The sequence below is a fragment of the Variovorax ginsengisoli genome, from assembly GCF_030811835.1.
Lineage (GTDB): Bacteria > Pseudomonadota > Gammaproteobacteria > Burkholderiales > Burkholderiaceae_C > Variovorax > Variovorax ginsengisoli_C.
The window spans coordinates 54678-81188 of sequence record NZ_JAUSRO010000004.1 but is presented as its reverse complement, the minus strand read 5'-3'; the positions used below and the strand labels follow the sequence as shown (position 1 = coordinate 81188).

The 26511-nt window shown below is 67.8% G+C and carries 23 protein-coding genes; 12 read left to right on the top strand and 11 right to left on the bottom strand.

Features of this window, described 5'->3' with window-relative positions; translation table 11 throughout:
- Window positions 1–4: 4 nt before the first annotated feature.
- On the bottom strand, window positions 5–424 hold the full coding sequence (locus J2W36_RS06615; RefSeq protein WP_307688899.1) for a YbaN family protein: 420 nt from the start codon (window positions 422–424) through the stop codon (window positions 5–7).
- A 138-nt stretch (window positions 425–562) separates the two neighbouring features.
- Between J2W36_RS06615 and J2W36_RS06610 the strand changes: the two genes are divergently transcribed.
- Together J2W36_RS06610 and J2W36_RS06605 are read left to right on the top strand one after the other, a co-directional pair.
- Window positions 563–1519: an AraC family transcriptional regulator gene (locus tag J2W36_RS06610; protein ID WP_307688898.1), complete on the top strand. Its 957-nt coding sequence runs from the start codon at window positions 563–565 to the stop codon at window positions 1517–1519.
- A gap of 48 nt (window positions 1520–1567) precedes the next feature.
- A complete protein-coding gene (locus J2W36_RS06605; protein ID WP_307688897.1) occupies window positions 1568–2020 on the top strand; it encodes a cyclophilin-like fold protein in 453 nt (150 codons plus the stop codon).
- Here the strand turns inward: J2W36_RS06605 and J2W36_RS06600 are convergent.
- The 5 genes from J2W36_RS06600 to hemH all read right to left on the bottom strand — a co-directional run bounded on the left by J2W36_RS06600 (window position 1975) and on the right by hemH (window position 9134).
- On the bottom strand, window positions 1975–3441 hold the full coding sequence (locus tag J2W36_RS06600; protein WP_307688896.1) for a virulence factor family protein: 1467 nt from the start codon (window positions 3439–3441) through the stop codon (window positions 1975–1977). The genes J2W36_RS06605 and J2W36_RS06600 overlap by 46 nt on opposite strands.
- Window positions 3438–6029, bottom strand: a complete 2592-nt coding sequence (gene mprF / locus J2W36_RS06595; RefSeq protein WP_307688895.1) for a bifunctional lysylphosphatidylglycerol flippase/synthetase MprF — start codon at window positions 6027–6029, stop codon at window positions 3438–3440. Before mprF ends, J2W36_RS06600 begins: the two co-directional genes overlap by 4 nt.
- Before the next feature lie 161 nt (window positions 6030–6190).
- Entirely contained in the window at window positions 6191–7051 is an 861-nt protein-coding gene (locus J2W36_RS06590; protein ID WP_307689210.1) for a 5'-methylthioadenosine/S-adenosylhomocysteine nucleosidase, read from the bottom strand.
- A 266-nt stretch (window positions 7052–7317) separates the two neighbouring features.
- Window positions 7318–7947 carry a uracil phosphoribosyltransferase gene (upp, locus tag J2W36_RS06585; protein ID WP_307688894.1) on the bottom strand — a complete coding sequence of 210 codons (630 nt, stop codon included), beginning with the start codon at window positions 7945–7947 and terminating at the stop codon, window positions 7318–7320.
- A 71-nt stretch (window positions 7948–8018) separates the two neighbouring features.
- Complete coding sequence (gene hemH, locus J2W36_RS06580) at window positions 8019–9134, bottom strand: ferrochelatase (RefSeq protein WP_307689209.1); 1116 nt, start codon at window positions 9132–9134, stop codon at window positions 8019–8021.
- A 72-nt stretch (window positions 9135–9206) separates the two neighbouring features.
- Here hemH and J2W36_RS06575 point away from each other — a divergent pair, with 72 nt between their 5' ends.
- Window positions 9207–9956 (top strand): HAD-IA family hydrolase, encoded by a 750-nt coding sequence (locus J2W36_RS06575; RefSeq protein WP_307688893.1) that lies wholly within the window; start codon window positions 9207–9209, stop codon window positions 9954–9956.
- A gap of 1 nt (window position 9957) precedes the next feature.
- On the opposite strand, the gene J2W36_RS06570 is transcribed toward J2W36_RS06575, so the two are convergent.
- Window positions 9958–10896, bottom strand: a complete 939-nt coding sequence (locus J2W36_RS06570; protein WP_307688892.1) for a nucleoside hydrolase — start codon at window positions 10894–10896, stop codon at window positions 9958–9960.
- Between the two features lie 89 nt (window positions 10897–10985).
- On the opposite strand from J2W36_RS06570, the gene J2W36_RS06565 reads away from it, so the two are divergent.
- Genes J2W36_RS06565 through J2W36_RS06540 form a run of 6 tightly spaced genes read left to right on the top strand, consistent with a single transcriptional unit; the run spans window position 10986 to window position 16521 of the window.
- The gene (locus J2W36_RS06565) at window positions 10986–12029 is read left to right on the top strand and encodes an ABC transporter substrate-binding protein (RefSeq protein WP_307688891.1); all 1044 of its coding nucleotides are present in this window, start codon (window positions 10986–10988) and stop codon (window positions 12027–12029) included.
- Window positions 12026–13072, top strand: a complete 1047-nt coding sequence (locus tag J2W36_RS06560) for an ABC transporter ATP-binding protein (RefSeq protein WP_307688890.1) — start codon at window positions 12026–12028, stop codon at window positions 13070–13072. The genes J2W36_RS06565 and J2W36_RS06560 overlap by 4 nt, the downstream gene beginning before the upstream one ends.
- Window positions 13069–13926, top strand: a complete 858-nt coding sequence (locus J2W36_RS06555) for an ABC transporter permease (RefSeq protein WP_307688889.1) — start codon at window positions 13069–13071, stop codon at window positions 13924–13926. Before J2W36_RS06560 ends, J2W36_RS06555 begins: the two co-directional genes overlap by 4 nt.
- A 9-nt stretch (window positions 13927–13935) precedes the next feature.
- A complete protein-coding gene (locus J2W36_RS06550; protein ID WP_307688888.1) occupies window positions 13936–14724 on the top strand; it encodes an ABC transporter permease in 789 nt (262 codons plus the stop codon).
- Between the two features lie 41 nt (window positions 14725–14765).
- Window positions 14766–15527, top strand: a complete 762-nt coding sequence (locus J2W36_RS06545; RefSeq protein WP_307688887.1) for a GntR family transcriptional regulator — start codon at window positions 14766–14768, stop codon at window positions 15525–15527.
- Between the two features lie 16 nt (window positions 15528–15543).
- Window positions 15544–16521, top strand: a complete 978-nt coding sequence (locus J2W36_RS06540; RefSeq protein ID WP_307688886.1) for an isopenicillin N synthase family dioxygenase — start codon at window positions 15544–15546, stop codon at window positions 16519–16521.
- 9 nt (window positions 16522–16530) lie between these two features.
- Here J2W36_RS06540 and J2W36_RS06535 read toward each other — a convergent pair whose 3' ends face one another.
- Genes J2W36_RS06535 through hpnC form a run of 4 tightly spaced genes read right to left on the bottom strand, consistent with a single transcriptional unit; the run spans window position 16531 to window position 19958 of the window.
- Complete coding sequence (locus J2W36_RS06535; RefSeq protein ID WP_307688885.1) at window positions 16531–16899, bottom strand: hypothetical protein; 369 nt, start codon at window positions 16897–16899, stop codon at window positions 16531–16533.
- 17 nt (window positions 16900–16916) lie between these two features.
- The gene (gene hpnE / locus J2W36_RS06530; RefSeq protein WP_307688884.1) at window positions 16917–18194 is read right to left on the bottom strand and encodes a hydroxysqualene dehydroxylase HpnE; all 1278 of its coding nucleotides are present in this window, start codon (window positions 18192–18194) and stop codon (window positions 16917–16919) included.
- The gene (hpnD, locus tag J2W36_RS06525; protein ID WP_307688883.1) at window positions 18191–19033 is read right to left on the bottom strand and encodes a presqualene diphosphate synthase HpnD; all 843 of its coding nucleotides are present in this window, start codon (window positions 19031–19033) and stop codon (window positions 18191–18193) included. The genes hpnE and hpnD overlap by 4 nt, the downstream gene beginning before the upstream one ends.
- A gap of 25 nt (window positions 19034–19058) precedes the next feature.
- Entirely contained in the window at window positions 19059–19958 is a 900-nt protein-coding gene (gene hpnC / locus J2W36_RS06520) for a squalene synthase HpnC (protein WP_307688882.1), read from the bottom strand.
- 94 nt (window positions 19959–20052) lie between these two features.
- Here hpnC and J2W36_RS06515 point away from each other — a divergent pair, with 94 nt between their 5' ends.
- From J2W36_RS06515 to J2W36_RS06505, 3 genes are all read left to right on the top strand, one after another.
- Window positions 20053–21960 carry a potassium transporter Kup gene (locus J2W36_RS06515; RefSeq protein ID WP_307688881.1) on the top strand — a complete coding sequence of 636 codons (1908 nt, stop codon included), beginning with the start codon at window positions 20053–20055 and terminating at the stop codon, window positions 21958–21960.
- A 210-nt stretch (window positions 21961–22170) separates the two neighbouring features.
- On the top strand, window positions 22171–23358 hold the full coding sequence (locus J2W36_RS06510; RefSeq protein WP_307688880.1) for an efflux RND transporter periplasmic adaptor subunit: 1188 nt from the start codon (window positions 22171–22173) through the stop codon (window positions 23356–23358).
- Window positions 23355–26507 (top strand): efflux RND transporter permease subunit, encoded by a 3153-nt coding sequence (locus J2W36_RS06505; protein ID WP_307688879.1) that lies wholly within the window; start codon window positions 23355–23357, stop codon window positions 26505–26507. Before J2W36_RS06510 ends, J2W36_RS06505 begins: the two co-directional genes overlap by 4 nt.
- Window positions 26508–26511 lie beyond the last annotated feature (4 nt).

Sequence of the window (26511 nt, the reverse complement as noted above, 5' to 3'; positions counted from 1 at the left end):
CGGATCAGCCCTGCGGCTCGGGTCGCCGCCACAGCCACACCAGCACGACGGCCATGCAGCCGATGCCGACGGCGGCGATCCAGGGGCGGGGAGCGGTCCACGCCAGGAAAACGGCGCAGAACGTCATGGCGACCGCGGCGCTCCACTTGGCGCGGCGGCTCACGCAGTGGCCGTTCTCCCAGTCGCGCAGCATCGGGCCGAACAGGCGGTGGCCCAGCAGCCACGCATGCAGCCGGGGCGAGCTGCGTGCCGCGGCCCAGGCGGCCATCAGCAGGAAGACGGTGGCGGGCATGCCGGGCAGGATCACGCCGATGACGGCCAGCACCAGGCACAGGCCGGCGAAGGCGAGCAGCAGCCAGCGCGCGACCCGCGGCAGGGGCCGGGCCACAGGGCGTGGGGGCGGGGGATCTCCTTGAATCGGCATGCCGGGCCATTGTCGCGTGATCGTCGCGTCATCGTCGCGCCATCGCCCTTTGCAGGATCGTTGCCGATGTTTGCACGATCGTCCGCCGAGCGCGCCAGGCTAGAGACAAGCGCCGTCGCGCCGCCTAAGCTCCGGTCCATGCTGACATCCACCCCTATCCCGCTGCGCGCCGAAGCCCCTGTCGACCAGATGCAGGTCACGCTGATGCGGGCCGAACTGGCCGCGACCATCGACCGCCTGACGCGGGTGGATGGCGCGCACGAGACGGCCATCCCGCGGCTCCTGCTGGCACGGGCTTCGCAGATGCAGCACCCGGTGCATGCCATGCACGAGCCGGCCTTCTGCGTGCTGGCGCAAGGCAGCAAGCGCGTGCTGCTCGGCAACGAGGTCTACATCTACGACGGCAGCCGCTACCTCGTGGCGTCGCAGAACCTGCCGGTGTCGGGGCAGGTGATCGATGCCTCGCCCGAGTCGCCGTACCTCGGCCTGCGCCTTGCCTTCGACGCGAAGGACATCGCGGCCCTCGCGCTCGAATTCGGCCAGGGTGACGCGTCGTCCGGCAGCGCGCCGGAGCGCGGCATCTTCACCGGCGAGCTGTCGACCACGCTGCTCGACCCGGTGCTGCGCCTGGTCAAACTGCTCGACACGCCCGAGGACGTGCCGGCGCTCGCACCGCTGATTTCGCGCGAGATCCTCTACCGCCTGATGCGCTCGCCCGACGGCCGGCGCCTGGCCCAGATGGCCGGGGTCGACAGCCACAGCCAGCGCATCGCGCAGGCGATCGGCCTGCTGTCGCAACGCTTTCGCGAGCCGCTGCGCATCGACGATCTGGCGGATGCGATCCACATGAGCGTGTCGTCGCTGCACCAGCACTTCAAGGCGGTCACGTCGATGAGCCCGCTGCAGTTCCAGAAGCAGCTGCGGCTGCAGGAGTCGCGCCGCCTGATGATCGGCGAACACCTGGACGCCGCCACCGCCGGGCACCGCGTGGGCTACGAGAGCCAGTCGCAGTTCAACCGCGAATACAGCCGCTTCTTCGGCCTGCCGCCGGCACGCGACGTCAAGCGGCTGCGAGAGATGCAGCTGGGCCGCTGAAGGGCCACCGACGGCCCACCCATCGCACATCATCGAACGAGGTCCACCATGAAGATTCATCTGACGCTCGATGGCCGGGCCGTGCCTGCCACCCTGGCCGACACCGAGGCAGCGCGGGCCTTCGCGGCCATGCTGCCGCTCGCGATCACGCTCTACGGCCTGTTCGGCCGCGAGAAGTTCGGCCCGCTGCCGGGCGCGATGCCACTGGCGCCACAACGCCTGCAAGGCTACGAAGTCGGCGACATCATCTGCTGGTCGGCCGGGCCCGACCTGGCGATCCTGCACGCGCAGGACGGCCAGGCGCTTGCCGGCGGCTTCCATGTGCTGGGCCGCATCGACACGGGGGCGGAGGCTTTCGGCGGGCGCGGTCCGCTGGACGTGCGCATCGAGCTGGCGGAGGGCAAGGAGGGCGAAGACGGCGAGGCCGCCGCGGCACTTCCTGGCCGCTGCGCGGCCTACCGCGGCACGAAGCCCAGCACCTGCGTGGCCAATGCGTCGTAGTCGCCGCCCAGGTGGTGGCCGCCCGGCATCGCGACGGTGCGGGTCTGCGACGCATCGAGCAGCGGGCACAGCGCATCGGCCTTCTCGTCGGTGCCATAGAAGCACACGGTGTTGGCTGCCTTGAGCTTCACGGCCTCCGGGAGGATCGGCTTGTCGCCGCTCTTGCCCAGCCAGTTGCTCACATGGAACTCGAAGGCTGCCTTCTGGCCCGGTGCCAGCAGCACGTTCAGCTTGATGCTGTCCCGGGTGCGTTGGGGCAGCCGGTTGTAGACGAAGGGCAGCACGTCGGCGCCCTGCGAGAAGCCGATCAGCAGCACCTCGCTGCGCTGCCAGCGCGCGGCGTAATAGCGGATCACGCGGTCGATGTCGGTGGCAATGCCTTCGGGCGTGCGAGCGGTCCAGAAGTAGCGCAGCGAGTCCACGCCTACCACCGGCACGCCGTCCTTGACCAATCCGGCGGCGATGCCCTTGTCGATGGCGGCCCATCCGCCGTCCCCGGAGATCAGCACGGCGAAACGTTTGCCGCTGCCTGCGGCCGGCACTTCCACCACCGGCAGATCGGACAGTTGCGCAGGTGGTGCGCCGAGCGCGACGCGTTGCGCCGCCAGCTTGTCGTAAGCCGCGGCGAACCCAGCGGGTATGCCGTCGGCGCCGTCGGCCGGCGTGGCGGGTGCGATCCAGGTGGCTTGCGGCACGGCCTTCACGAAGGCTGCGGGGGCGGTCGGCGCCGATGCGGTGATTGCGGCGCTGGACGGTGCGGCACCGGCAGGGCAGGCCGCCGCCGTGGCCGGCGGCGATGCCACCCAGGGCGCGACCAGCCGCGCGGCCGGCTGCAGTTCCACCGTCTTGCCGTCGGGCGCCAGGCGGGTGCGCAGTTCATTGGCGGTGCACAGAGGCATGGCCAGCGACATCCGCGGGCAGAAGCCGACCGAAATCGCGCCCGTGAAGTTGTCGGCCGGGGACTGCACCAGCAGCGTGTAGGCAAAGGCGGCCGCATCGCCGGTCCCCACCAGCAACGGCTCGATGTACGTCTGCAACTGGTCCTGCGCCTGCACATGGCGCGCGAAGTTGTCGACCGAACCGCCGCCGTACACGCACTTGGACACCTGGCTGTCGGCGATCAGGCGCCGGTAGAAGGGCGCCATCGGCACCAGCGCCACCATGGCGCCACGCGCCACCATCGTGTCGGCGAGCTTGCGATCGCTGGCGGCCGGCGTTTCCCCGCCGGTCAGCAGCACCACGAACTGCTGCACCTTGCCGGCCGGGCGCAGCAGCTGGATGTTGTCGAACTGCCCGTACGAGATGACGCTGGCCGAAGGCGCCTGCAAGGGGCGCGCCTGCGCCGGTGCGAGCGTGGGCGCCAGCAGTGCGGCAGCGCACAGCGCCGCAGCCGACAGCGCGCGAACGAGTGAGGTCTTCATGAATCGTGTCCTGTCTTGCCGCCGTCGCCGATGAGTGCCGCCACGTCGGCGAGCACCAGCAGCGGCGAAATGCCGCCCGGCGCCGTCAGATAGCGTGCCTCCCAGGTGGGCTCGAACTTGTCCTTGTACTGGTACAGACCGCGGAAGCTGTAGAAGCGTTCGCCGTACTTGAACAGCAGCCGGCCCAGTCGCTGCCAGCGTGGGGCGCGACGGCGCGTGGCCATGCCGGCCATGGGCGACATGCCCAGGCCGAAACTGCGGTACCCCTGCGCCTGCATGTGCAGCAGGATCTTGGCGAAGAGGAAGTCCATGGTGCCCGGCGGTGCGTCGGGCACATAGCGCATCAGGTCCACGCCCGCGTCCTGCGCGGCATCGGTCACCTGCAGGCTGGCGAAGGCCATCAGCCGATCTTCGCGCCACACCACCGCGACGGGCAGCCGGCGCAGGTAGCGCTCGTCGAAGCGGCCGACCGAAAAGCCCTTTTCGCGGGTCTTCTGTCCTTCGAGCCACTGGTCGGACACGACGCGCAGCGCTGGCATCACGCCCTCGACCTGTGCGGGCGCCAGCACCTCGAAGCGCAGGCCCTCGCGTTCACCCCGGTTCATGCCCGAGCGCAGGTTGGCGCGCTTGGCGCCCTTGAGGTTGAAGTCGGGCAGTTCGATCTGCGCATATTCGCCCAGCTTGAAGGCCTGGAGGCCGCAGTCGAGGTACAGCGGCAGGCTTGCCGGGCGCACCTGGTAGAAGGCCGGGCGGCCCCCGTGCGAGGTCGCCAGCTCGACGAAGCGCCAGACCAGGTCGGGCCATTCGCGTCGATCGCCGATCGGGCCGAACAGGGAGATCCAGGAATGCCCCTGCCTGCCGAACATCAGGAAGCTGTTGCGCGACGGCGAGAACAGCAGGTGCTTGTCGCCGGTGAGTGCGTAGCAGCCCTCGGAGGCCGGGTTGGTTCGCACGATCTCCGCGGCGCGATCGATGTCCTCGGGGCTCGGCGGCGCGACCACGCCAGCGCTCGGCCGCAGCAACTGCCAGAGCCCGAACGCCAGGGCGGCCAGCGCGATGCCGAGCAATGCGCGCAGCGAGCGCGGCGCCTCGGCGTCGAGCTCGAACTGCCACCACAGCTTGTTGGTGTAGCCGACCTCCTGGTAGGCGAACACCAGCACCCAGGTGCAGGCGGCCAGCACGCCCGCCAGCGTGAGCAGCCATTCGGGCTCCATGCGCTGCGAGAAGAGCGAGGACGGCCGGTCGAACTGGTGCCGCGAAATCAGCAGCAGCACGGCCAGCGTGGACAGCAGCGCCGCCTCGTTCAGCGCGATGCCCTTGGGCAAGGCGAGTCCGGCGGACACGACCGACAGCACGAAGGCCGCCCACCAGGCCGCGTCGAGCCGGTGGAACAGGCCGCGCGCGACCAGCAGAAAACCCAGGCCGGCCACGCTGCCGAGGAAGTGCGAGGCTTCGATGAGCGGCAACGGGACACGCAGCGCCGCGAGCATCAGCCTCGCGTCCTCGGTCAGCGGCGTGACGCCCGACACCAGCAGCCAGATGCCCGCCACCAGCGCGAGCGCTGCCATCAACCGCGGGCTCAGGCGCACCGCCACCCGACCCAGGGGCGCCGCCACGCCCGAGCGCAACTCGTAGCCGATCAACAGGGCCGTTGCCACGACCAAGGGCAGCACGTAGTAGATGCCCCGATTGAGCACCAGCGCACCGAGCATCGCATCGGTGGCCATGTGGTTCTGCGTGGCCAGCAGCATCACGGCCTCGAACACGCCGATGCCGCCGGGCACATGGCTCACGATGCCGGCCGCGATGGCAATGGCGTAGAAGACGATGAAGGTCGCCAGCGTGATCTGCCCGGGCGGCAGCAGGAACCACAGGGCGGCCGCCGAAGCGCACAGCTCCACGGCAGAGATCAGCAGCTGGCGGCCTGCCAGCCTCGGCGTCGGGAGCCGCAGCGTCCAGCGCGCGCCCAGGCGCAGCATGCGCCGCCGTGTGCAGACCCAAAAGAAGACGGCAAGTGCGGCCAAGGCGGCGGCCGACAGCGTCTGCATCAGCCAGGCCGGCAGGTGCAGCAGCGGCGCGACGTCGCGCGCCCCCCACAGCAGCCCCAGTGCCCCGAAAGCCGTGATGCCCAGGCCGAAAGCCGCGACGTTGAAGACGATCACCTGCGCGATCTGGTGTGGCTTGAGGCCCGCGGCCGTGTACATGCGGGTGCGGATCGCCCCACCGGTCAGCGGCCCCAGGCCGATGGTGTTCGACAGCGCATAAGCCACGAAAGAGGTGACGAACACGGTCGGGCGGGGCACCCGGGCATGGGCGTAACCGAGCGCCGAGAAGTCGTAGCCGGCCAGGATCAGGTAGCTCACGGCGGTGGCCAGCACGGCCAGCGCGATGTCCAGGTCTGGCGTGGCCGTGACCGCCTTCATGACCTCGTCGTAGCGGACCTCGTCGAGAAAACCGTGCAGCGCCTTGGCCATGAGCGCGAACAGCAGCACGCCGGCTGTGGCGAACAGCCAGGGACGAAGGCGAAGCCACCAGGCGCCAAGCCAGAGGGCGGGCGCCGAGCGTGGCGTGTCGGGGGCAGATGGCATGCGGGTAGAGGAAGCGTTCGCAGATTGGAACGCAGACGGGCGCTCGGTCATTCAGGGAACAACGTTCCTGTTGCCCTGTTGGCGGACCGATGCGGGTGAATCTTTGCGTGTCGGGCGCCGCGCGCTCCGCGGCAACGGCACCAGGCGAACCGATGTGGCCTTTATTTCCAGGCCGCCAGGAAAGCCAGCATCACCTTGGCCGAATTGTCGGCCGCGATGCCCATGAAGGTGCCCATCTCGTTCTCTTCGCTGCCGCCACCGGCCAGGTCGCTCAGCGACCGGAAGGCCAGGTACGGCACGCCGTTGCTGTAGGCCACCATGCCCACGGCCGCGGTTTCCATGTCGAGCGTGTTGGCCTGGAAGTTCTTGAACACGTATTCACGGTAGGCCCTGTTGTCCATGAAAGCCTGGCCCGACACCCCATTGCCGCCGACCACCAGTCTGGGTTGGGTGGTCAGGCACTTGCCGGCCGCGCAGTTCGCCAGTTCGACATTGCCGATGCTGCGCGCCACGGCGAGCATCTGGGGGTCGACCTCGAACCAGAACTTGCGCACGATGTCAGGCTGTGCCGCCGAGCGGACCTCGACCGGGCGCGGGTGCATCATGCCGAAGGCCGGCATCGTCACGTCCTTCATCCAGGGCGGGGGGCTGTAGGTGCCCGGCGCCGTTTCGCGCGCCATCAGCACCTCCAGATACTGGCCCCATTGCACGGGCACGGTCACGTCGCCGATGTGCAGCGCCGGGTTCACGCCGCCCGCGATGCCGCTGAAGACGATGTGGCTGACCTTGAAGCGGTCGAGCGCGACCTGGGTGTTCATGGTCGCGTTGGTCATGCTGATGCCCGACAGGAACAGCACGACCGGCTTGCCTTCCAGCGTGCCGGTGGTGAAGTCGTTGCCGTTCACGCTGTACCGCTTTGCGCCCTGCAGGCGCTGGCTCAGCAGCACAATTTCGGGCTGGAAGGCGGTGATGACTGCGATGCGCGGCGTCTCGTCGAGGCGCACCGCGCCGGTCGTGGACATGCCCGCGCAGCCCGACAGCGCCAAGGCCAGGCCGGCCGCGCCCACCGCAACGGCGGCGCAACGAACGATCAGTTGTCGGCGAATGGTCAAGTTCTTCCCCTGTTTGATGAATAAACACGCCAGTACCCCCGTGCCAAAGTGACGCAAAGCGCAGCGAGCCCCCTTCCAGAAACACCGAGGAACCGGCTCCGCCGGGCCTCTGGTGTTGCCCCCGGCAGGGGGAAGGCGAAGCGGACACGAAGTGCCGCGCAGCCTGGGGGCGAGCTCTACTTCGTCCCGAAGATACGGTCACCCGCGTCGCCCAGGCCCGGCAGGATGTAGCCGTGGTCATTGAGCTCGCGGTCGATGGCGGCCGTGTAGATCGGCACGTCGGGATGCGCGGCCTGCAGCGTCTTCACGCCTTCGGGGCAGGTCAGCAGGCAGACGAACTTGATCGACTTCGGCTTGAGTACCTTCAGGCGCTCGACCGCGGCCACGGCGGAATTGCCGGTGGCCAGCATCGGGTCGACCACGATGATGTCGCGGTCCTGCATCTCGCTGGGCATCTTGAAGTAGTACTCCACCGCCGTCAGCGTCTTGGGGTCGCGGTACAGGCCGATGTGGCCCACGCGCGCACCGGGAATCACGCTGAGCATGCCTTCCAGAATGCCGTTGCCCGCCCGCAGGATCGACACCAGCACTACCTTCTTGCCGTCGATGACCCGGGAGGTCATGACTTCCAGCGGCGTTTCGACCTCGATGTCCTGCATCGGCATGTCGCGCGTGACCTCATAGGCCATCAGGGAGCTCAGCTCGTTGAGCAGGCGGCGAAAGCTGTTGGTGGAGGCGTCCTTGCGGCGCATCAGGGTGAGCTTGTGCTGGACGAGGGGGTGGTCGATGACGTGGACGTTGCTCATGGTCTTTGCGGTTCGGCGTGGCGTTGGGCTTTGGGCTTTTGGGCTTGGGGAATGGGCGGAAAGCACCGAGTCTAGAAGACCGTGCCGTCGCTTTCGATCGACAGGGGCGGTGTGCCGTCACGCAAGCGCTGTGCCAAAGCGCCGTCGACGGTGGGCGGCGCGTTGCTGGCCTGCGTGTCCCAGCCGGCGAGGTGGCGTTCGGCCAGCCCCGTCATCGCGTCGATCCACACTGCACTGTCGTTCATGCAGGGGATGAAATGGAAAGTCTTGCCACCCGCATGCAGGAAGGCCTCACGGCCCTCCATGGCGATTTCCTCCAGGGTTTCCAGGCAGTCCGACGGAAAACCCGGGCACATCACATCGACCCGCCCGACACCGGCAGCGCCCAGCGCGCGCAAGGTCGGCTCGGTGTAGGGCTCGAGCCACTTGGCCCGGCCAAAGCGCGACTGGAAGGTCACGCGGTGCTGGTCGGCCGACAGTTGCAGCCGGTCGGCCAGCAACTGCGCGGTGCGCAGGCATTGCGACTGGTACGGGTCGCCCAGCGCGATGTTGCGTGCCGGGATGCCATGGAAGCTCATCACCAATTGGTCGGGCCGGCCGTGCACGGCCCACCAGGCTTCGACCCCCTGCGCCAGCGCCTCGATGTAGGCGGGGTCGTCGTGGTAGTCGTTGACGAAGCGGATCTCGGGCAGGCGGCGTCGGCGCTGCGTCCACGCGGTGACGGCGTCGATGACGCTGGCTGTGGTCGTGGCCGAATACTGGGGATACGCCTGCAGCACCAGCACCCGGTCCACGCCCTCTGCCTGCAGCGTATCGAGACGGTCGCCGATGGCCGGGTTGGCGTAGCGCATGGCGTCGCGCACCGTCACGCGGTGGCCGCGTGCGGCCAGGCGCGCGTCGAGCAATGCGGCCTGGCGTGCCGTCCAGACCTTCAAGGGCGAGCCTTCGGCCAGCCAGATGCTGGCGTACTTGGCCGCCGACTTGGCCGGGCGTACGCGCAGGATGATGCCGTGCAGGATCAGGCACCAGATGGCGCGTGGAATCTCCACCACGCGGTGGTCGTGCAGGAACTGCGAGAGGTAGCGCCGCACGGCGGGCGCGGTCGGTGCGTCCGGAGAACCGAGGTTGCACCAGAGCACAGCCGTGCGTGGGGAGGAGGGGGCAGAGGACGGTGGTGGCGTGGGCATCGTGGGGTGGGCCGGGTTCGGTATGGACCCGGCGCCGTGTGTGGCTGGCAGAGGCATGCGATATTCTGGGGCATGACCCAGGAGACTCCGGCCACCGCGCCCACCGAAGGCCTCGATCTCGCACGGATCGCCGCCATCTCGCTCGACCTCGACGACACCCTGTGGCCGATCTGGCCGACCATTGCCCGCGCAGAACGCGTGTTGCACGACTGGTTGCTGCGCGAGGCGCCCAAGACGGCCGAGTTGCTGGTGTCGCCTGGCGTGCTGCGCGAACTGCGCGCCGCGACCGAGCGCGAACGCTCGGACCTCGCGCACGACCTGAGCGCGCTGCGCCGCGAGTCGATCCGGCTGGCGCTGCGCCGCGCCAACGAGGACCCCGCGCTGGCGGACACGGCCTTCGACGTGTTCTTTGCCGAGCGCCAGCGCGTGGTGCTCTACGACGATGCGGCCGAGGCGCTCGAATGGCTCAGCGCCCGCTACCCGCTGGTCGCCATCTCCAACGGCAACGCGGACCTGAAGCTCACTGGCGTCGATCGCTGGTTTCGCGCGGCCTTCAGCGCGCGGGAATTCGGCAGCGCCAAACCGCACGCCCCCATTTTTCATGCGGCCGCCGCGGCCCTTGGCGTGTCGGCGGCGCAGGTGCTGCACGTCGGCGATGACCCTTTGCTCGATGTGGTCGGTGCACTCGATGCAGGCATGCAGGCCGCCTGGGTCCTGCGCATGCCCGAGGACGAACGTGTGCCCTGGTCGCACGGCGCAAGGTCGCCGCAGTTGACCGTGCCCGACCTGCATGCGCTGTGCCGCGCGCTGGGACGCGACTGAGCTACGGAAGCCGGGCCAGGCAGCCGAGCATGCGCGCATAGAGCTGTGCGGGATCGAGGCAGGTGCGCACCCAGTGGCAGTTGTCCGGCGCGCCGGTCTGCCGCAGCCAGTCGACCACCGTCATGCCCGTGGTGAGGCGCCCGGCGCATTCGACGTCCACCGGGCACAGGCGCCCGTCGAACAGTTCCGGCCACAGGAAGGCGCCGATGGCCACGGCGTCGTGCAGCGGGCGCGAACGGGTGCCGTACTTGCGGTTGCCGTACTGTTCGAAGAAGCGCACCATGCCGCCACAGGCACTCCCCACGCTGGTGCCGAGCGCGTCGAGTTCCACTGACCAGTCGATCGGTGCTGGCGCGCTGTGCGTGCAGTCCAGCGGCACCGCGGTCAGATCGAGTCCGGCGCCCAGCACGATGGCCGCGGCTTCCGGGTCGACCAGGATGTTGTATTCAGCCGCCGGCGTCATGTTGCCACCTTCGAAGTAGCCGCCGCCCATGAACACGACGCGCGCCAGCCGCTCAGCGATCTGCGGCGCGCGGCGCAGCGCCAGGGCAAGGTTGGTCTGGGGTGCCAGAGCGATCAGGCTGACGCTGCCCGCCGGTTCCCGCAGCAGGGTCTCGACCAGCCAGTCGACCGCATGCATCGCCTCTGGCGGGCGCTGCGCGGGCAGCCAGTCCCAGCCATCGATGCCGGTCTCGCCATGAATCTCGGGCACCGGACGCGGTGCGCGCAGCAACGGTCGGGAGGCACCCGCGAACACAGGCACGTCGCCGCGCCCGGCCAGTTCGAGGATGCGGCGCGCGTTGTCGGCCGTCTGGGTCACGGGCACATTGCCCGCGACCGTCGTCACGCCCAGCAGTTCGATGTCGGGCGCGCCGAGCGCAACGAGCAGGGCCAGCGCGTCGTCCTGGCCGGGATCGGTGTCGATGATCAGACGGTGCATCCGCGACCTCTTGATGTGGAACAAATATTGCTTTCGAAATTCAGTATACCGAATTTAACCAACGAAATTGACCAACGAAAGGCCCCGCCATGAATGCACCGAGTCGACGTCACGTTCTGCACGCCCTCGCGGCGCTCATGGGCACCGGCATCATGGCGGTGCCCGGCATGGCGCGGGCGGCTGAAGAGCTGGTCGTCACCACCTATGGCGGCAGTTGGGAAAAGTTCTGGCGCGCCACGCTGCTGCCGATGTTCACGGCCAAGACGCGGATCCAGCCCAGGCTGGACGTCGGCCTGGGCCGTACCTATATGTCGACGATGCGTGCCGCTGGCGTGGGCAAGTCGCCCTACGGCGTCGTGATGACCAACGAGATCTATGCCTCGGTGCTGCGCGCGGAAGGCCAGTTCCAGAAGCTCGATCGCAGCCTGGTGCCGAATCTGGCGGACGTCTATCCGATTGCCACCGCCGCAGCCGACGGGTGGGGCGCGGTCGGGCTCGTGTCGCCGATTGGCATCGGCTACCGCACCGACATGGTCAAGAAGCCGCCCAAGTCCTGGAAGGACCTCTGGACCAATCCCGAATTCAAGGGCCGGCTGGGGCTCTACAGCATCCAGAACACGGCGGGCAAGATGATGCTGATGCTCGCCTCCAAGCTGTATGGCGGGGACATCCACAACATCGATGTCGGCTTCAAGAAGCTGGCCGAGCTCGGCCGGGTGATGCAGACCGACTTCAACATGTCGACCATGATGTCCACTGGCGAAGTGGTGGTGGCACCTTTCGACTTCGGCGAGATCGCGCGCCTGCGCAACCAGGGCCTTCCGGTGGATTGCATCGTTCCGGAAGAGGGGCTGCTGATGTGGGACCAGACCTTCAACATTCCCCAGGGCGCCCCCAGCGCGCAGGCCCATGCCTACCTGGACTTCATCCTGAGCCCCGAATGCCAGACGGTGCTGATGAAGGAGTTCTTCGTGTCACCGGTCAACCGCAAGGTGGTCGTGCCCGAGGCGTTGAAGAAGGACGTTCCGATTTCCGGCAAGGACATGGACAAGTTCCTGGCCTGGGACTGGGACTTCATGAACAAGAACACCGAAACGATCACCAAGCGCTGGAACGAGGTCGTCGGCAAGTGACCACCGTCTCCATCCAGTCCCTGGTCAAGCGCTACGGTGGTGCGACCGCTGTCGACGGCATTTCGCTGGACATCGCGCATGGCGAATTCATTTCGCTGCTGGGCCCGAGTGGCTGCGGCAAGACCACCACGCTCAAATGCCTGGCAGGCTTCGAGGCCATCGACCAGGGCCGCATCCTGTTCGATGGCCGTGACGTGGCGCCCCTGCCGCCGGAGCAGCGCGACATCGGCATGGTGTTCCAGAATTACGCGCTCTTCCCCCACATGACGGTGGCAGGGAACCTGGCCTTCGGCCTGGAGATGCGCGGCCGACCGAAGCCGGAGATCGCCACGCGCGTGGCGGCGGTGCTCGACCTGGTGCAGCTCGGCGGCATGGGCGCGCGCTATCCGCGGGAACTCTCCGGGGGACAGCAGCAGCGCGTGGCCCTGGCGCGTGCGCTGGTGATCGAGCCGAAGATCCTGCTGCTCGACGAGCCACTGGCCAATCTGGACGCCACGCTGCGCGACGAGATGCGCACGTTCATCCGCGACCTGCAACGCCGCGTCGGCATCTCCACGCTGTATGTGACGCATGACCAGGCCGAGGCCATGACCATGTCCGACCGCGTGGTCGTGATGTTCGGTGGCCAGATTGCCCAGGCAGCTGCGCCGGAGACGGTGTACGACCGCCCGGCCAGCGAGGCGGTGGCACGCTTCGTCGGCCAGGCGAACATCATCGCGGGGGTGGTATCGCCCGGCGCGTTCGCCGTCGACTCGCCGCTGGGCCGCCTGCCCATGCCGCAGCAGGCGCAGTTCGCAGCAGGCACGCGGGTGTCGGTGATCGCGCGGCCGCAGGCGATTGCGCTGACCACGGCGACCTCTGCGCACGCGCTGCGCGGTACCGTCATCGCGCGCTACTTCCATGGCGCCTTCATCGACCACCGCATTGCCGTTGGCGACCAGGTGCTCAACGTCCAGGTGGCGCCTCCGGCGCTGCACGAGGTGGGCGACCCGGTCGCGCTCGTGCTGGACCCCGCCAGGCTGTGGGCCGTGGCCACGCCATGAATGCGCGTGCCGCCCAACCGCAAGGCCGCGCGCTGCTGCTGGTCGCACCGGCGCTGGTGCTGATCGGCGTTTTCCTGGTCCTGCCCTATCTGAATATCGTCGTGATGAGCCTGCGCGCGCCGGCGCCGAACATGCCGTATGGCAGCGGCTTTTCAGGCGCCGGCTATGCCAAGTTCTTTGCCGACTTCTACTACGTGGGCGCGCTGCTGCAGACGCTGTGGATCGGCCTGCTCAGCACGCTGGTGTGCCTGGTGCTGGGCTTTCCGCTCGCGCTGCAGATCGTGCGCGCATCGAGCCGCTGGCGCGCCGTGCTGTACGGCGTCGTGCTGTCGCCGCTGCTGGTGGGCATCGTCGTGCGCAGCTACGGCTGGACCATCCTGCTGGGCAACAACGGCTTCATCAATCGCACCCTGCTCGATATCGGCGCGATCGATGCGCCGATTCCGTTGATGTACAACACCTTCGGCATCGTCGTGGCGCTGTCGCACGTGTTCCTGCCCTTCATGGTGCTGCCGATCATGGGCGCGCTGCAGACCATCGACCCGGCGCTGGAGAATGCGGCGCGTTCGCTGGGTGCACCGCCGCGCCAGGTGTTTCGCCGCATCGTGCTGCCTCTGGCGCTGCCGGGCATCCAGTCGGGTGCCATCCTGGTTTTCGTGCTCGCCGTCAGCGCTTACGTCACGCCGGTGCTCATCGGCGGCATGCGGGTCAAGACCATGGCCGTGATCGTGGTGGAGACGCTGATCGACCAGTTCCAGTGGCCGCTTGGCTCGGCGCTGGCGTTGATCCTGTCTGCCGCCGCATGCCTGGTGGTGGTGCTGTTCATGCGGCTCACCCGCATCCGCTGGAAGTAGGGGAGTCCCATGCGCGCTTCACGTGTCCTGCTCGGCCTGTTCTGCCTGTTGATCTGCGCCTACCTGCTGGCGCCGATCGTGGTGGTGGTCGGCGCGTCCTTCAATTCGGGGCCGTTCCTCACCTTCCCGCCGCGCGGGCTGTCGCTGCGGTGGTTCGTCGCCTTCCTGAACAACCAGGTGTTCATCGACGCAATCGTGCACTCGCTCTGGCTGGCGGCGGCCGCCACGGCGGTCTCGGGCGTCATCGGCGTGGCTGCGGCGCTGTACTACGTGCGTTTTGCCGCGCGAGGCAAGGAAAGCCTGCGCGTGGCCATCCTGCTGCCGCTGCTGCTGCCTGAGGTGCTCACGGCCATGGCCCTGCTGTTCTTTTTCTATGCGATCGGCATCGGCACGAAGTTCGGTATCGGGATGATGGTGGGCCACGTGCTGATCACCTTGCCTTTCGTCTTCCTCAACGTGGTGACGGCGCTGCACGGCTTCGACGGCAACTGGGATCTGGCCGCGCGCAGCCTTGGCGCCAGCCCCTGGGTGAGCTTTCGCCGCGTCACGCTGCCGCTGATCAAGCCTGGCGTCATCAACGGCTGCCTGTTCGCGTTCATCATCTCCTTCGACACCTTCGGCATTTCCTACCTGCTCAAGGACGTGGGCGGTGCCACGTTGCCGCTGCAGCTTTTCGACTACCTGCGGTTCAATTTCACCCCCGAGGCGGCGGCGGTCTCGACCATGAGCATCGTGATGGCGCTGCTCGCGGTCATGGCGACCGAGAAGCTCGTCGGGCTGAAAATCCAGCGTTTCTGATTCATGACCTCGTGCCAGTGACGACCAGCGACCAACCCGCGATGACACCCCCCGACGAAGCGGGTGCCGCATTCGCACCGCTGGCGCTCGACGCGCTGGCCATGCTCGAGCGCAAGATCATCACCCGGGAGTTCGCCCCCGGCACGCGCCTGATCGAGGCCGACCTGTGCGAGTTCTACAAGATCAGCCGCACGCCGCTGCGCGAGGCGCTGCGCCTGCTCGAAGCCAACGGCCTGGTCACGCGCCGGCCGCGTTTCGGGGTGCACGTGGCGCCCATGACGGTCGAGAACCTCGATCACATCTACAGCTGCCGGGTGCCGCTCGAAGCCTTGGCGGCCGGTGCGGTCGCCGGTGCGTCGGCGCGCACGGCCACCGTTGCGCGGCTCGCGGATTGCCTCCAGCGCATGGAAGATGCCCAGGCGCAGCACGACCTGGCCGCGGGCTTCCAGGCCAACGTCGAGTTGACGGGCATCCTGCACCGCGAGAGCGGCAACCCGGTGCTGGCGGCGCTGCTCGCCCAGCTCGACAAGCCGGCGTTGCGCTACCGGCACTGGGCCTACATGGAGCACCAGAAGATGCTGCCGCTGGCCATCCGCTCGAACCGCCAGATGCTCGCTGCCATCCGCGCTGGCGATCCGGTGCGGGCCGAAGCGGTGGTGCGCGACCTGGTGGTGCGCGCCTGGGCCATGACGCGTAAGGCCTTTCTCGCCCGGCCCGACCCTTCGGACCCGCCAGCGCGACTGCAGTTGCACGAAGGTGCGCCCAAACGTGGCCCGGGACGACCCCGTGCCACCCCCATCTGAACGAGAGGAGCAACCGGTGTCCATTCCTGTGATCGATCTCGAAGGCAGCCTCGACGTGGGCGGCAGCGGTGCCGCGCGCGTCGCGAATGCACTGGCTCAGGCGCTGAGCACGCTCGGATTTGCCTACATCCGCGGCCACACAGTGGCGCCCGCCACCACGGCTGCCGCTTTTGCCGCCTCGCGGGAATTCCACGCGTCGAGCCTGGCGCAGAAGCAGTCGCTGGCCATCAATGCCTTCCATAGGGGCTACATGGGGATGGCGACGTCCACCATCGTGACCTCGTCGGTGGCCCGGGTGACGCAGCCGAACATGAGCGAATCGCTGATGGTGATGCACGAGCTCGCACCCGACGACCCGGCCCTGCGGGCTGGCGCGCCGATGCAGGGCCCCAACCAGTGGCCGCAGTGGCTGCCCGACTTCAAGCCGCGCATGCTGCAGTACCAGCGTGAAGTCGATGCCGTGGCGCGCCACATCGTGCGGCTGATCGCCCTGAGCCTGAACTTGCCGGCGCACGCGCTCGACCATCATTTCGAGCGGCCGACGACCTTCCTGCGTGCGCTGCACTATCCGCCACAGGCGGTGGGCCCGGACGACCAGTTCGGCTCGGCGCCGCACACCGACTACGGCATCATCACCCTGCTCGCGCAGGACGACTCGGGGGGCTTGCAGGTCCGCCCGCGCGCCGGCGACTGGATCGAGGCGCCACCGATGGCCGACACCTTCGTGCTCAATGTCGGGGACATGCTGGCGCGGTGGACCAACAACCGCTTCGTGTCGACCCCGCACCGGGTGATCAACCGTTCCGGCGGTGACCGCTATTCGCTGCCTTACTTTCTCGATCCGAGCATGGACACCGTGATCGAGTGCCTGCCGACCTGCACCGATGCCATGAACCCGCCGCAGTATCCGCCGGTGCGCTATGGCGACTATCTGATGGAGCGGCTGAACAAAAACTACAACTACCGGCGCACGGCAGCGGACGGCGAGCCTTGAGCCAGAGCGTCAGTCCAGTTCGAAGGCATCTCGGAATGCGGCGCTGAACGCCGCGCTGCCGCTGATCGACAAGCTGGTGGTGTGGCGCGGTTCGCCGTCGCCGCCGGGTGTCAGTCGCAGCCGGCCGGTGGCGGGGTCGTACGTCAGCGTGTCGGCCGCGCTGTACTCGCGCAGGCTCTGCAGGTCGATGTCCCAGTCGGCGCCGTCGGCCACCGCGCCAGGGCCTTCGGGGAACTGCCCATGCGCCCAGGCCAGCACGGTCTCGATCTCGGCATGCACAGCGGGCAATTGCGTGGCGGTCGTGGAGGCGAGCGCATCGAAGGTGCCGACGCCTTCGCTGTCTTCGCTGCAATCGAAATCGAGATAGTCCAGTCGCATGGGCGATGTCCGGTGGGTCAGGAGATGAGCGCAGCCGCTGCGTCCGAGCCGCTGCGCACCGCGCCCTCGATCGTGGCTGGGTAGGGACCGTCGACGTAGTCGCCACAGGCCAAGAGGCCCGGCGCGATGTGCATTGGGGGACGCACCAGCCCTGGCGTGCATGCGAAGGTCGCACGCTTTTCGACCACGGTCTGCAGGACGCCGATCGCGTCCACGCCGAGCTGGGCACGGGCCTGGCGCAGTACCGCCGCCTGCAGCGCCTCGCGTGGCGCACGGTTCGCGCTCACGACAAAAGCCAGCAGGCCGGGTGGGCCACCGAGCTGGCCGCGGTCGAAAACGAACTGGGCCGGCGATTCGTCGTCGGCGCGCAGGGCCAGCAGCGGCGCGCGCAGCCTGACGCCGGGCGCCTTGGCATAGACGGTGGCAATGCTTTCGTGGTGCAGGGCCTCGGCGCGGGTGAGCCACGACGCGGCTTCCGGCAGGTCGGCGGCCCGCACCAGACGTGCCGCATCCCAGGGTGCGCAGGCCAGTACGACATGGTCGAAGCGCTGGCCATCGACCTCCCATCCCCCCGTCGACGCAACGGCACACGGCCGTGCGACAGCCTGTACCCGTGTACCCATGCGCAGGCGCGCGCCGCGTGTGGCCAGCCAGCGCAGTGCAGGGTCTGGCAGCAAGGCGCCGAGGTCGACGCGTGGCAGCAGCAGATCGGCGCCACCGCGCTCGCCGAAGAGCGCGTCCTGCAGCACGCGCAGGAACACGGCGCCGCTGGCCTGTGCGGCAGGCGTGTTGAGGGCCGAGACGCACAAGGGTTCGATGAGTTCCTCGCGCACGCGGGGCGTGAGGGTCGTGCACAGCAGGCCCACAGACGCGTCGGGTGCACAGCGAAAGCCATCGCGTTGCCAATGCAGCGCCGTGCGCAGCAGGCTCAGCTTGTCGCGCCAGGCCCAGCCGCGTGCGGTCGCGATGCCGGCGAGCAGGTCGAGCGGAGGCCGCAGGCGGGCCGGCACCTGCAGCCCGCCGCCGTCGGCAAAGCGCAGGTTGAGCGGCACGCGCAGCAGCGCGGTGTCCGGCTGCACGCCGACTTCGCGCATCAGTGCGAGCGTGGCGGTGTAAGCGCCGATCAGGATGTGCTGGCCGTTGTCCAGGGCCAGGCCCTGCAGGTCGTCGACACGCCGCGCACGGCCACCGGCCTGGCGTGCCGCTTCGAACAGCGTGACCGCGTGTCCAGCATGCGTGGCGTCGACCGCACAAGCCAGGCCGCCCCAGCCCGCGCCGACGACAGCGACCTTCACCCCATGCGCCCGAGCGCCTGCACGCGCCAGGCGAGCCAGAGTTTGCGCACGGGCGTGAGGCTCACGCGCTGGTCGAGCACCTTGAAGTCGTCGCGTTCGATCTCGCGCAGCAGGGTGCGGTAGATGCTGGCCATCATCAGGCCGGGCTTCTGGCTGCGGCGGTCTGCCGCCGGCAGCAGCGCCAGTGCTTCGTCGTACGCCTGATGGGCGCGTGCGGCCTGGAATTTCATGAGCGCGACGAATCGGGGCGAATACACACGGTTGAGCACTTCGTGCGCCTTGACGTCGAATTGCTGCAGCTCGTTGACCGGCAGGTAGATGCGCCCGCGCATCGCGTCCTCGCCCACGTCACGCAGGATGTTGGTCAGTTGCAGCGCCAGGCCGAGCTTGTGGGCGTAGGCGGTGGTCTGCGGGTTCTGCTGCCCGAAGATGCGCGCGGCCACCTCGCCAACGACGCCGGCCACCAGATGGCAGTAGCGCTGCAGGGCAGGGAAGTCGAGGTAGCGTGTCTGGTCGAGGTCCATCTGGCAGCCGTCGATCACCTGCAGCAACTGGTGCGCCTCGATGTTGAATTCGTGTGCCGCCGGCATCAGCGCCTGCATGACAGGATGGCGCGGCTGGCCCGCAAAGGCCTGTGCAACCTCGGTGCGCCACCAGGCCAGCTTGGTCGCGGCGACACCCGGGTCGCGCACCTCGTCGACCACGTCGTCGACCTCGCGGCAGAACGCATAGAAGGCGGTGATGGCCGCGCGGCGCGGCTTGGGGAGGAACAGGAAGGCGTAGTAAAAACTGCTGCCCGACGCAGCGGCCTTTTCCTGGACGTACTGTTCTGGGTTCATCGGGGACTGGCGTTCGGCTTCTTCTTCATGCGGCTGATTGTCTCCGCATCCTAAGTGCGCGCCATGTCAGCCGAAGTGCATCGGCCTTGTCGAGCGTGGGGCGTTGCGAGAAGGTGTCGAAGCCCAGCGCCTCGATCTTGTCGAGGATGCGCAGGCCGCCCTGCACGACCAGCCGCAGTTCCCAGCCGATGCGCCCGGGCAACCGATGCACCAGGGGGGCGCCCTCGGTCATGAGCGCCCTTGCCCAGGCCACTTCGGCAGCGACCAGCGCCAGGGCCGCCGCGGGGGGCGGCACAGCCGGCGACAGGGGTCGGAATCGCCGCAGGTCCGCCGGGACGAGGCCGTGCGCAGCAAGGTCGTCCGCGGGCAGGTAGAAGCGCCGGCGTGGCAGGTCGACGCTCAGGTCCTGCCAGAAATTGATGAGCTGCAGCGCGCTGCAGACGGCATCGCTCTGCGCCAGCGAACGCGCGTCGCCGACGCCATAGAGGTGCAGCAGCAGCCGGCCGATCGGGCAGGCCGAGCGCCGGCAGTAATCCAGCAGGCCGGCACGGTCGGTGTAGCCGATGGCGTCACGCGTGTGGCCAACGTCCTGGGCGAAGGCGCTGAGCAGGTCGGCCAGCAGTGCTTCGGGCAGCGCGAAGTCGCGCAAGGCCCGCGCGAGCGGACCGAAGACTTCAGGCCAGCGGGACGAGGCCGGGGCGCCGCGTGCCACAGCCGCCAGGTCGGCGCGAAAGTCGTGCAGTTCGGCGATGCGCGCGTCGGATGTGGCGTCGCCTTCGTCGGCGATGTCGTCGGCCGTGCGCGCAAAGATGTAGATGGCGGCGATGGGTGGACGCAGCCGGGGCGGGCAGAGCCAGGAAGCCACGGGAAAGTTCTCGTAGTGCGTGGGTGGCGCGGCTGTATCGGTGTGGGGCAAAGAAGACACTCGGTGGATTCTCGTTCACGGCGAAGTAGGATCGGCGCGCGACGCACGCTTTGCCTTGCGTCTTGCTGCCTTTTCCTCTGCCATGACACTTGCCATGAAAACCGTTCCCCTTGCCCAGGTTGACGCCCAGGCGCCTGCGCGTGCGGGCGCGAGCCTGACCGTGGCCGCCCTCGGTGTGGTGTTCGGCGACATCGGTACGTCACCGCTTTATGCCTTCAAGGAAACGTTGAACCCGGAGCATGGCGTCGTGTTTTCGCCCGACGCGGTGCTGGGCCTGCTGTCGTTGGTGTTCTGGGGGCTGCTTTTCGTGGTCACGCTCAAGTACGTGGTGTTCGTGCTGCGTGCCGACCATGACGGCGAGGGTGGCATTCTGGCGCTGCAGGCACTGGCACGACGCGCGGCCGAGTCCAGCGCGGCGCGGCCCTGGCTGATACAGGCCATCGCGTTGCTCGGGCTCGTGGGTGCCGCCATGTTCTACGGTGACAGCCTGATCACGCCGGCGATCTCGGTGCTGTCGGCCGTCGAGGGGCTGGAGGTGCAGGCACCTCGCATGCAGCCTTTCGTGATCCCGATCACCACGCTCATCCTCATTGGATTGTTCGCCGTGCAGCGCAAGGGCACGGCCTTGGTGGGGAGGGTGTTCGGGCCGGTGATGCTGGTCTGGTTTGTCGTCATCGCGGTAGCCGGACTCTGGCAGGTGATTCAGCAACCGCAGGTGCTGATGGCGCTCGATCCGCGCCGGGCGGTCGGTTTCCTGTTCACGCACCAGGCGCAGGCGCTCGCCGTGCTCGGCGCGGTGTTCCTGGCCTTCACTGGGGGTGAGGCGCTCTACGCCGACATGGGTCATTTCGGCGCGCGGCCGATCCGCCTGGCCTGGCTCTTCATCGCGCTGCCCGGATTGGTGCTCAACTATTTCGGCCAGGGCGCACTGGTGTTGTCCAACCCTGCAGCCATCGACAACCCCTTCTTTCGCCTGTTTCCGGCCTGGGGCGTCTTGCCGATGGTCGCGCTGGCGGCCATGGCCACCGTGATTGCGTCGCAGGCGGTCATTTCGGGTGCGTTCTCGCTGACCGTTCAAGCCATGCGCATGGGTTACCTGCCTCGCATGCGCGTGGTCCAGACCTCGGGCGAGGCGATTGGCCAGGTCTACGTGCCGGGAATGAACTGGCTGCTGATGGTGGGTGTGCTGCTGCTGGTATTCGGCTTTCGCAGCTCCAGCGCGCTGTCGGCGGCGTATGGCATCGCGGTGTCGATCACCATGGTCACGACCTCGCTGCTCGCCGGTGTGGTGGCGCTGTACCTGTGGCGCTGGAACCGAATAGCCGTCGGCGTCGGTGTGCTGGCCTTCGTGATCGTCGACCTGACCTTCGTGGTCGCCAACAGCCTGAAGATCGCCGAGGGTGGCTGGCTCACACTGGCTGTGGCTGCCGCCGCCATGATGGTCTTCACGACCTGGGCCAAGGGTCGGCGCATCGGCCTGACGCTTGCAGCACGCGAGCGTCTGCCATTGGTGCCTTTTGTCGAGGCGCTGGCGGGCCACATGCCTCACCGTGTGCGGGGCACGGCCGTGTTTCTCAATGCGGATGCGGAGGCTGCGCCGCATGCGCTGCTGCACAACCTCAAGCACAACCAGGTGCTGCACGAGCAGGTCGTGATCATGCAGGTGCTGACATGCGACACGCCGCGTGTGGATGCGCGCGAACGGATTTCGGCGGAGGCACTTGGCCACGGCATCTGGCGCATGACCGCGCGCCACGGTTACATGGAGCGCGCCGACGTTCCGGAATTCATCCGCATCTTCGCCTATCAGAATGGCCTGGCCTGCGAGGCCATGAGCACGTCTTATTTCGTGTCGCGCACCTCGCTGGGCGATGCAGACCTGCCCGGCATGAACCCGCTGCGACAGGCGCTGTTCAGCGCGATGCAACGCAATGCGGGAAGGGCGTCCGACTATTTCGAACTGCCCGGCAACCGGCTGGTGGAGATGGGCGCGCGCTCCTGAGGCCAGGTGCACCGCGGCGCGGCGCTTGCCCAGCCTGCGGGCAGTGCCGGTTTTGGCGGCATTTCACGACTCTTGGGTTATTGTCGAAATCGAGTCATCCGGCCGGTCCGCGCCGGTTTTCGGCTCGCATTGACAGCGTGAAACCTTTCCCCTAGATTACTAACCCTTTGGTCATTAGTGACCCCTCCCCGTAAGTCCCAAGGTGTCTCGATGACCGTGAAATATCCTGTTTCTTCATCGCGCGTACGCGGCACCTGGGCGCTGGCCGTGTCGGTCCTTGCCCTCGCCGCCTGCTCGCGTCCACCCGCCGCCCAGGAGCCTTTGCGGGCCGTCAAAGTGGTCGACGTGGGACGCAGCGCCTTCCAGACAGAGCCGGAGTTCTCCGCCGACGTCAAGGCGCGCGTGGAGTCACGCGTCGGTTTTCGGGTGGCCGGCAAGGTCACGCGTCGCGAGGTCGAGCTGGGCCAGCATGTGCAGGCCGGGCAGGTGCTCGCGCAGCTCGACCCCCAGGATTACCGGCTGGCCGCCGAAGCAGCCCGCGCTCAGCAGGCCGCGGCCCTGACCAACCGGGACCTGGCGCAGGCCGACCTGGGGCGTTACCGCGAACTGCGCGCGCAGAACTTCATCAGCGGTGCGGAGCTCGAGCGCCGGGAAAGCACCTACAAGTCAGCACAGGCGCAACTGGAGCAAGCCCAGGCGCAGACGCGTTCCCAGGGCAACCAGGCGAGCTACACCACGCTGGTGGCCGATGCGCCAGGCGTCGTGACGGCGGTCGAAGCGGAGCCGGGGCAGGTCGTCGCGGCGGGGGCGACGGTGGTGCGCATTGCACAGGACGGTGCTCGCGACGTCGTGTTCGCGGTGCCCGAAGATGAAGTGCGGCAGATTCCCGTGGGCTCGCCGGTGACCGTGCGCGGCTGGGTCGGCGGCCAGACACTCGAAGGCAAGGTCCGCGAAGTGGCCGCCAGCGCCGATCCGGTCACGCGGACCTACGGCGTGAAGGTGGCGATCGATGCCGCCACGGCGCCTGCCCTGGGCGCCACGGTTTACGCGCGTCCCAAGGCGCTTTCGCGCAGCGGGACGCCGGTGCTCAAGTTGCCGACGAGCGCGCTGCGCGAAGACGCAGGTGCCACGGCAGTCTGGGTGCTCGACCGGGCAACCATGACTGTGCGCTCGCAACGCGTGCAGGTGGACACGGCGGACGGCAACGAAGCCGTGGTCACCTCCGGACTGGCGCCGGGCGCCACGGTGGTCGTGGCCGGCGTGCATGTGCTGTCGCCGGGCCAGAAGGTCACCCTGTATCAGGACAAGGCCAGTGCCGCAGCCGCGAATGCGGCGGGTACGGCGCGTACGGCGTCGGTACCTGCACCTGCCGCCCCCGCCTCGGGTGCCGCGCGATGAGCGCGCCAGAGCCGCACGCGCAGGAAAAACCAAAGGGTTTCAACCTTTCGGGTTGGGCGCTCGACCACGCACCACTCACGCGCTACCTGATGGTCGTGCTGATGCTCCTGGGCTGCGCGGCCTATTTTCAGCTGGGCCAGGACGAAGACCCGCCTTTCACCTTTCGTGCGATGGTCGTGCGCACCTATTGGCCGGGCGCCACGGCGCAGCAGGTGGCCGAGCAGGTCACCGACAAGCTGGAACGCACGCTGCAGGAGGCGCCCTACGCCGACAAGATCCGCAGCTACTCCAAGCCGGGCGAGTCGCAGATCATCTTCCAGATCAAGGATTCCGCCAAAGCCAGCGAGGTGCCGAATGTCTGGTACACGGTGCGCAAGAAGATCGGCGACATCCGGGGCACGTTGCCTTCGAACATCCAGGGGCCCTTCTTCAACGACGATTTCGGCGACGTGTATGGCGTGATCTACGCGCTGCAAGCCGATGGCTTCAGCTATGCTGAACTGCGTGATTTTGCCGACGACGCGCGCCAGCAACTGCTGCGCGTGAAAGACGTCGCCAAGGTCGAACAGTTCGGTGTGCAGGACGAAAAGGTCTACATCGAGCTGTCCCAGAAGCGCGTCGCGCAGCTGGGGCTGGACCTCAACGCCGTCATCCAGCAGCTCGGCGCGCAGAACGCGGTGGAAAGCGCCGGTGTGATCCAGGCACCGCTGGATGTGGTCCAGATGCGCGTGGCCGGACAGTTCACCAGCGTCGACCAGTTGCGCAACATGCCCATTCGCGGCTCGTCGGGCGTGCAGATCCGCCTGGGCGATGTGGCGGACGTCCGGCGCGGCTACGTCGATCCGCCGACCACGAAGGTCCACCATCAGGGCCGTGAGGTGATCGCTTTGGGTGTGTCGATGGCCAAGGGTGGCGACATCATCGCGCTGGGCAAGGCGCTGCGCGGCGCTTCCGCAGAGATCCAGCGGCGGCTGCCCGCCGGCGTTGAGCTGGTGCAGGTGCAGGACCAGCCGGTTGCGGTGGCGACCTCGGTCAATGAATTCATCCACGTGCTGATCGAGGCGGTGGCCATCGTGCTGGCGGTGAGCTTCATCGCACTGGGTCTGCACAAGGGCGGGCGCCTGGGCTGGCACGTCGACGTGCGGCCAGGACTGGTGGTTGCGATCACCATTCCGCTCGTGCTGGCCGTGACCTTCCTGGCGATGAACTACTTCAACATCGGCCTGCACAAGATATCGCTGGGCTCGCTGATCATCGCGCTTGGGCTGCTGGTGGACGACGCGATCATTGCGGTCGAGATGATGGTGCGCAAGATGGAGGAGGGCTATGACAAGGCGCGCGCGGCGACCTTCGCCTACGACGTCACGGCCAAGCCCATGCTGACCGGCACGCTGATCACCGCGGCGGGCTTCCTGCCCATCGGCCTGGCGAAGTCGGTGACCGGCGAATACACCTTTGCCATCTTCGCGGTGACGGTGATCGCGCTGGTGCTGTCGTGGATCGTGTCGGTCTACTTCGTGCCCTACCTGGGCACGTTGCTGCTCAAGGTGAAGGCGCACGACCCCGACCAGCCGCCGCACGAACTTTTCGATACCCGCTTCTACAACGGCTTTCGCCGCGCGGTGAACTGGTGCGTCGAATATCGGTGGCTCACCATCGGTGCGACCGTGCTGATCTTCGTCCTGGGCATCGTGGGCATGGGGCGTGTGCAGCAGCAGTTCTTCCCTGATTCGAGCCGCCCCGAGGTCATGGTGGAACTGTGGTTTCCCGAAGGCACTTCGATGCAGGCCAACGAAGAGGTGACGCGCCGCGCCGAGCGTCGGCTGATGGCCGAGGCCGGCGTGTCGACGGTGAGCACCTGGATCGGCTCGGGCGTGCCGCGCTTTTATCTGCCGCTCGACCAGGTGTTTCCGCAGAGCAATGTCTCGCAGATGATCGTGATGGCCCAGTCGTTGTCTGACCGCGAGCACTTGCGCAAGACGCTGCCGGGCTTGCTGGCGCAGGAATTTCCCGAAGCGCGCGGTCGCGTGAAACTGCTGCCCAACGGACCGCCTGTGCCGTACCCGGTGCAATTCCGTGTGATCGGCCTGGAGCCCGCGCAGTTGCGCCTGTATGCCGATGAGGTCAAGGCGGCGCTGCGCGACAACCCGCACATGCGTGGCGTCAACGACAACTGGAACGAGTCGGTCAAGGTGATCCGGCTGGAAGTCGACCAGGCCAAGGCCCGTGCACTGGGCGTGACCAGCCAGTCGATCGCGCAGGCTGCACGCAACACCTACACCGGCACGACGGTCGGGCAATACCGCGAAAACGATCGTCTCATCGACATCGTGATGCGGGCGCAGCCAGGCGACAGCAACGACATCTCCGATATCGCCAATGCTTACCTGCCGACGGCCTCGGGCACTTCGATTCCGCTCACGCAGATCGCCAAGCCGGTGTTCGGCTGGGAGCCGGGGGTGATGTGGCGCGAGAACCGCGACTACGCGATCACCGTGCAGGGCGACATCGTCGAAGGGCTGCAGGGTGCGACCGTCACCAGTGAACTGCTGCCCCGCCTGCGCGAGATCGAGGCAGGCTGGCGTGCCGCTGGCAAGAGCGGCTACCGCATCGAGGTGGCGGGCGCGACGGAGGAGAGCAGCAAGGGCTCTGCCTCGATCGTGGCTGGCGTGCCGATCATGCTGTTCCTGGTGTTCACGCTGCTGATGCTGCAGTTGCACAGCTTCAGCCGCGCGCTGCTGGTCTTCATCACGGGCCCGCTGGGCATTGCCGGGGTGGCCGCGGCCCTGCTGCTTCTCAATCGGCCGTTTGGCTTCGTGGCGCTGCTCGGCGTGATCGCGTTGATGGGCATGATCCAGCGCAATTCCGTGATCCTGATCGACCAGATCGAAAGCGACCGCACGGCCGGCGTGCCGGCCTGGGACGCGATCGTGGAGTCGGCCGTGCGCCGGCTGCGCCCGATCGTGCTGACGGCGGCAGCGGCGGTGCTCGCCATGATCCCGTTGTCGCGCAGCGTGTTCTGGGGGCCGATGGCGGTGGCGATCATGGGGGGGCTGATCGTGGCCACCGTGCTCACCTTGCTGGCACTGCCGGCGATGTACGCTGCTGCTTTCCGTGTGAAGCGCGAGACTGAGAATCGGCCGGTTTAGCAGC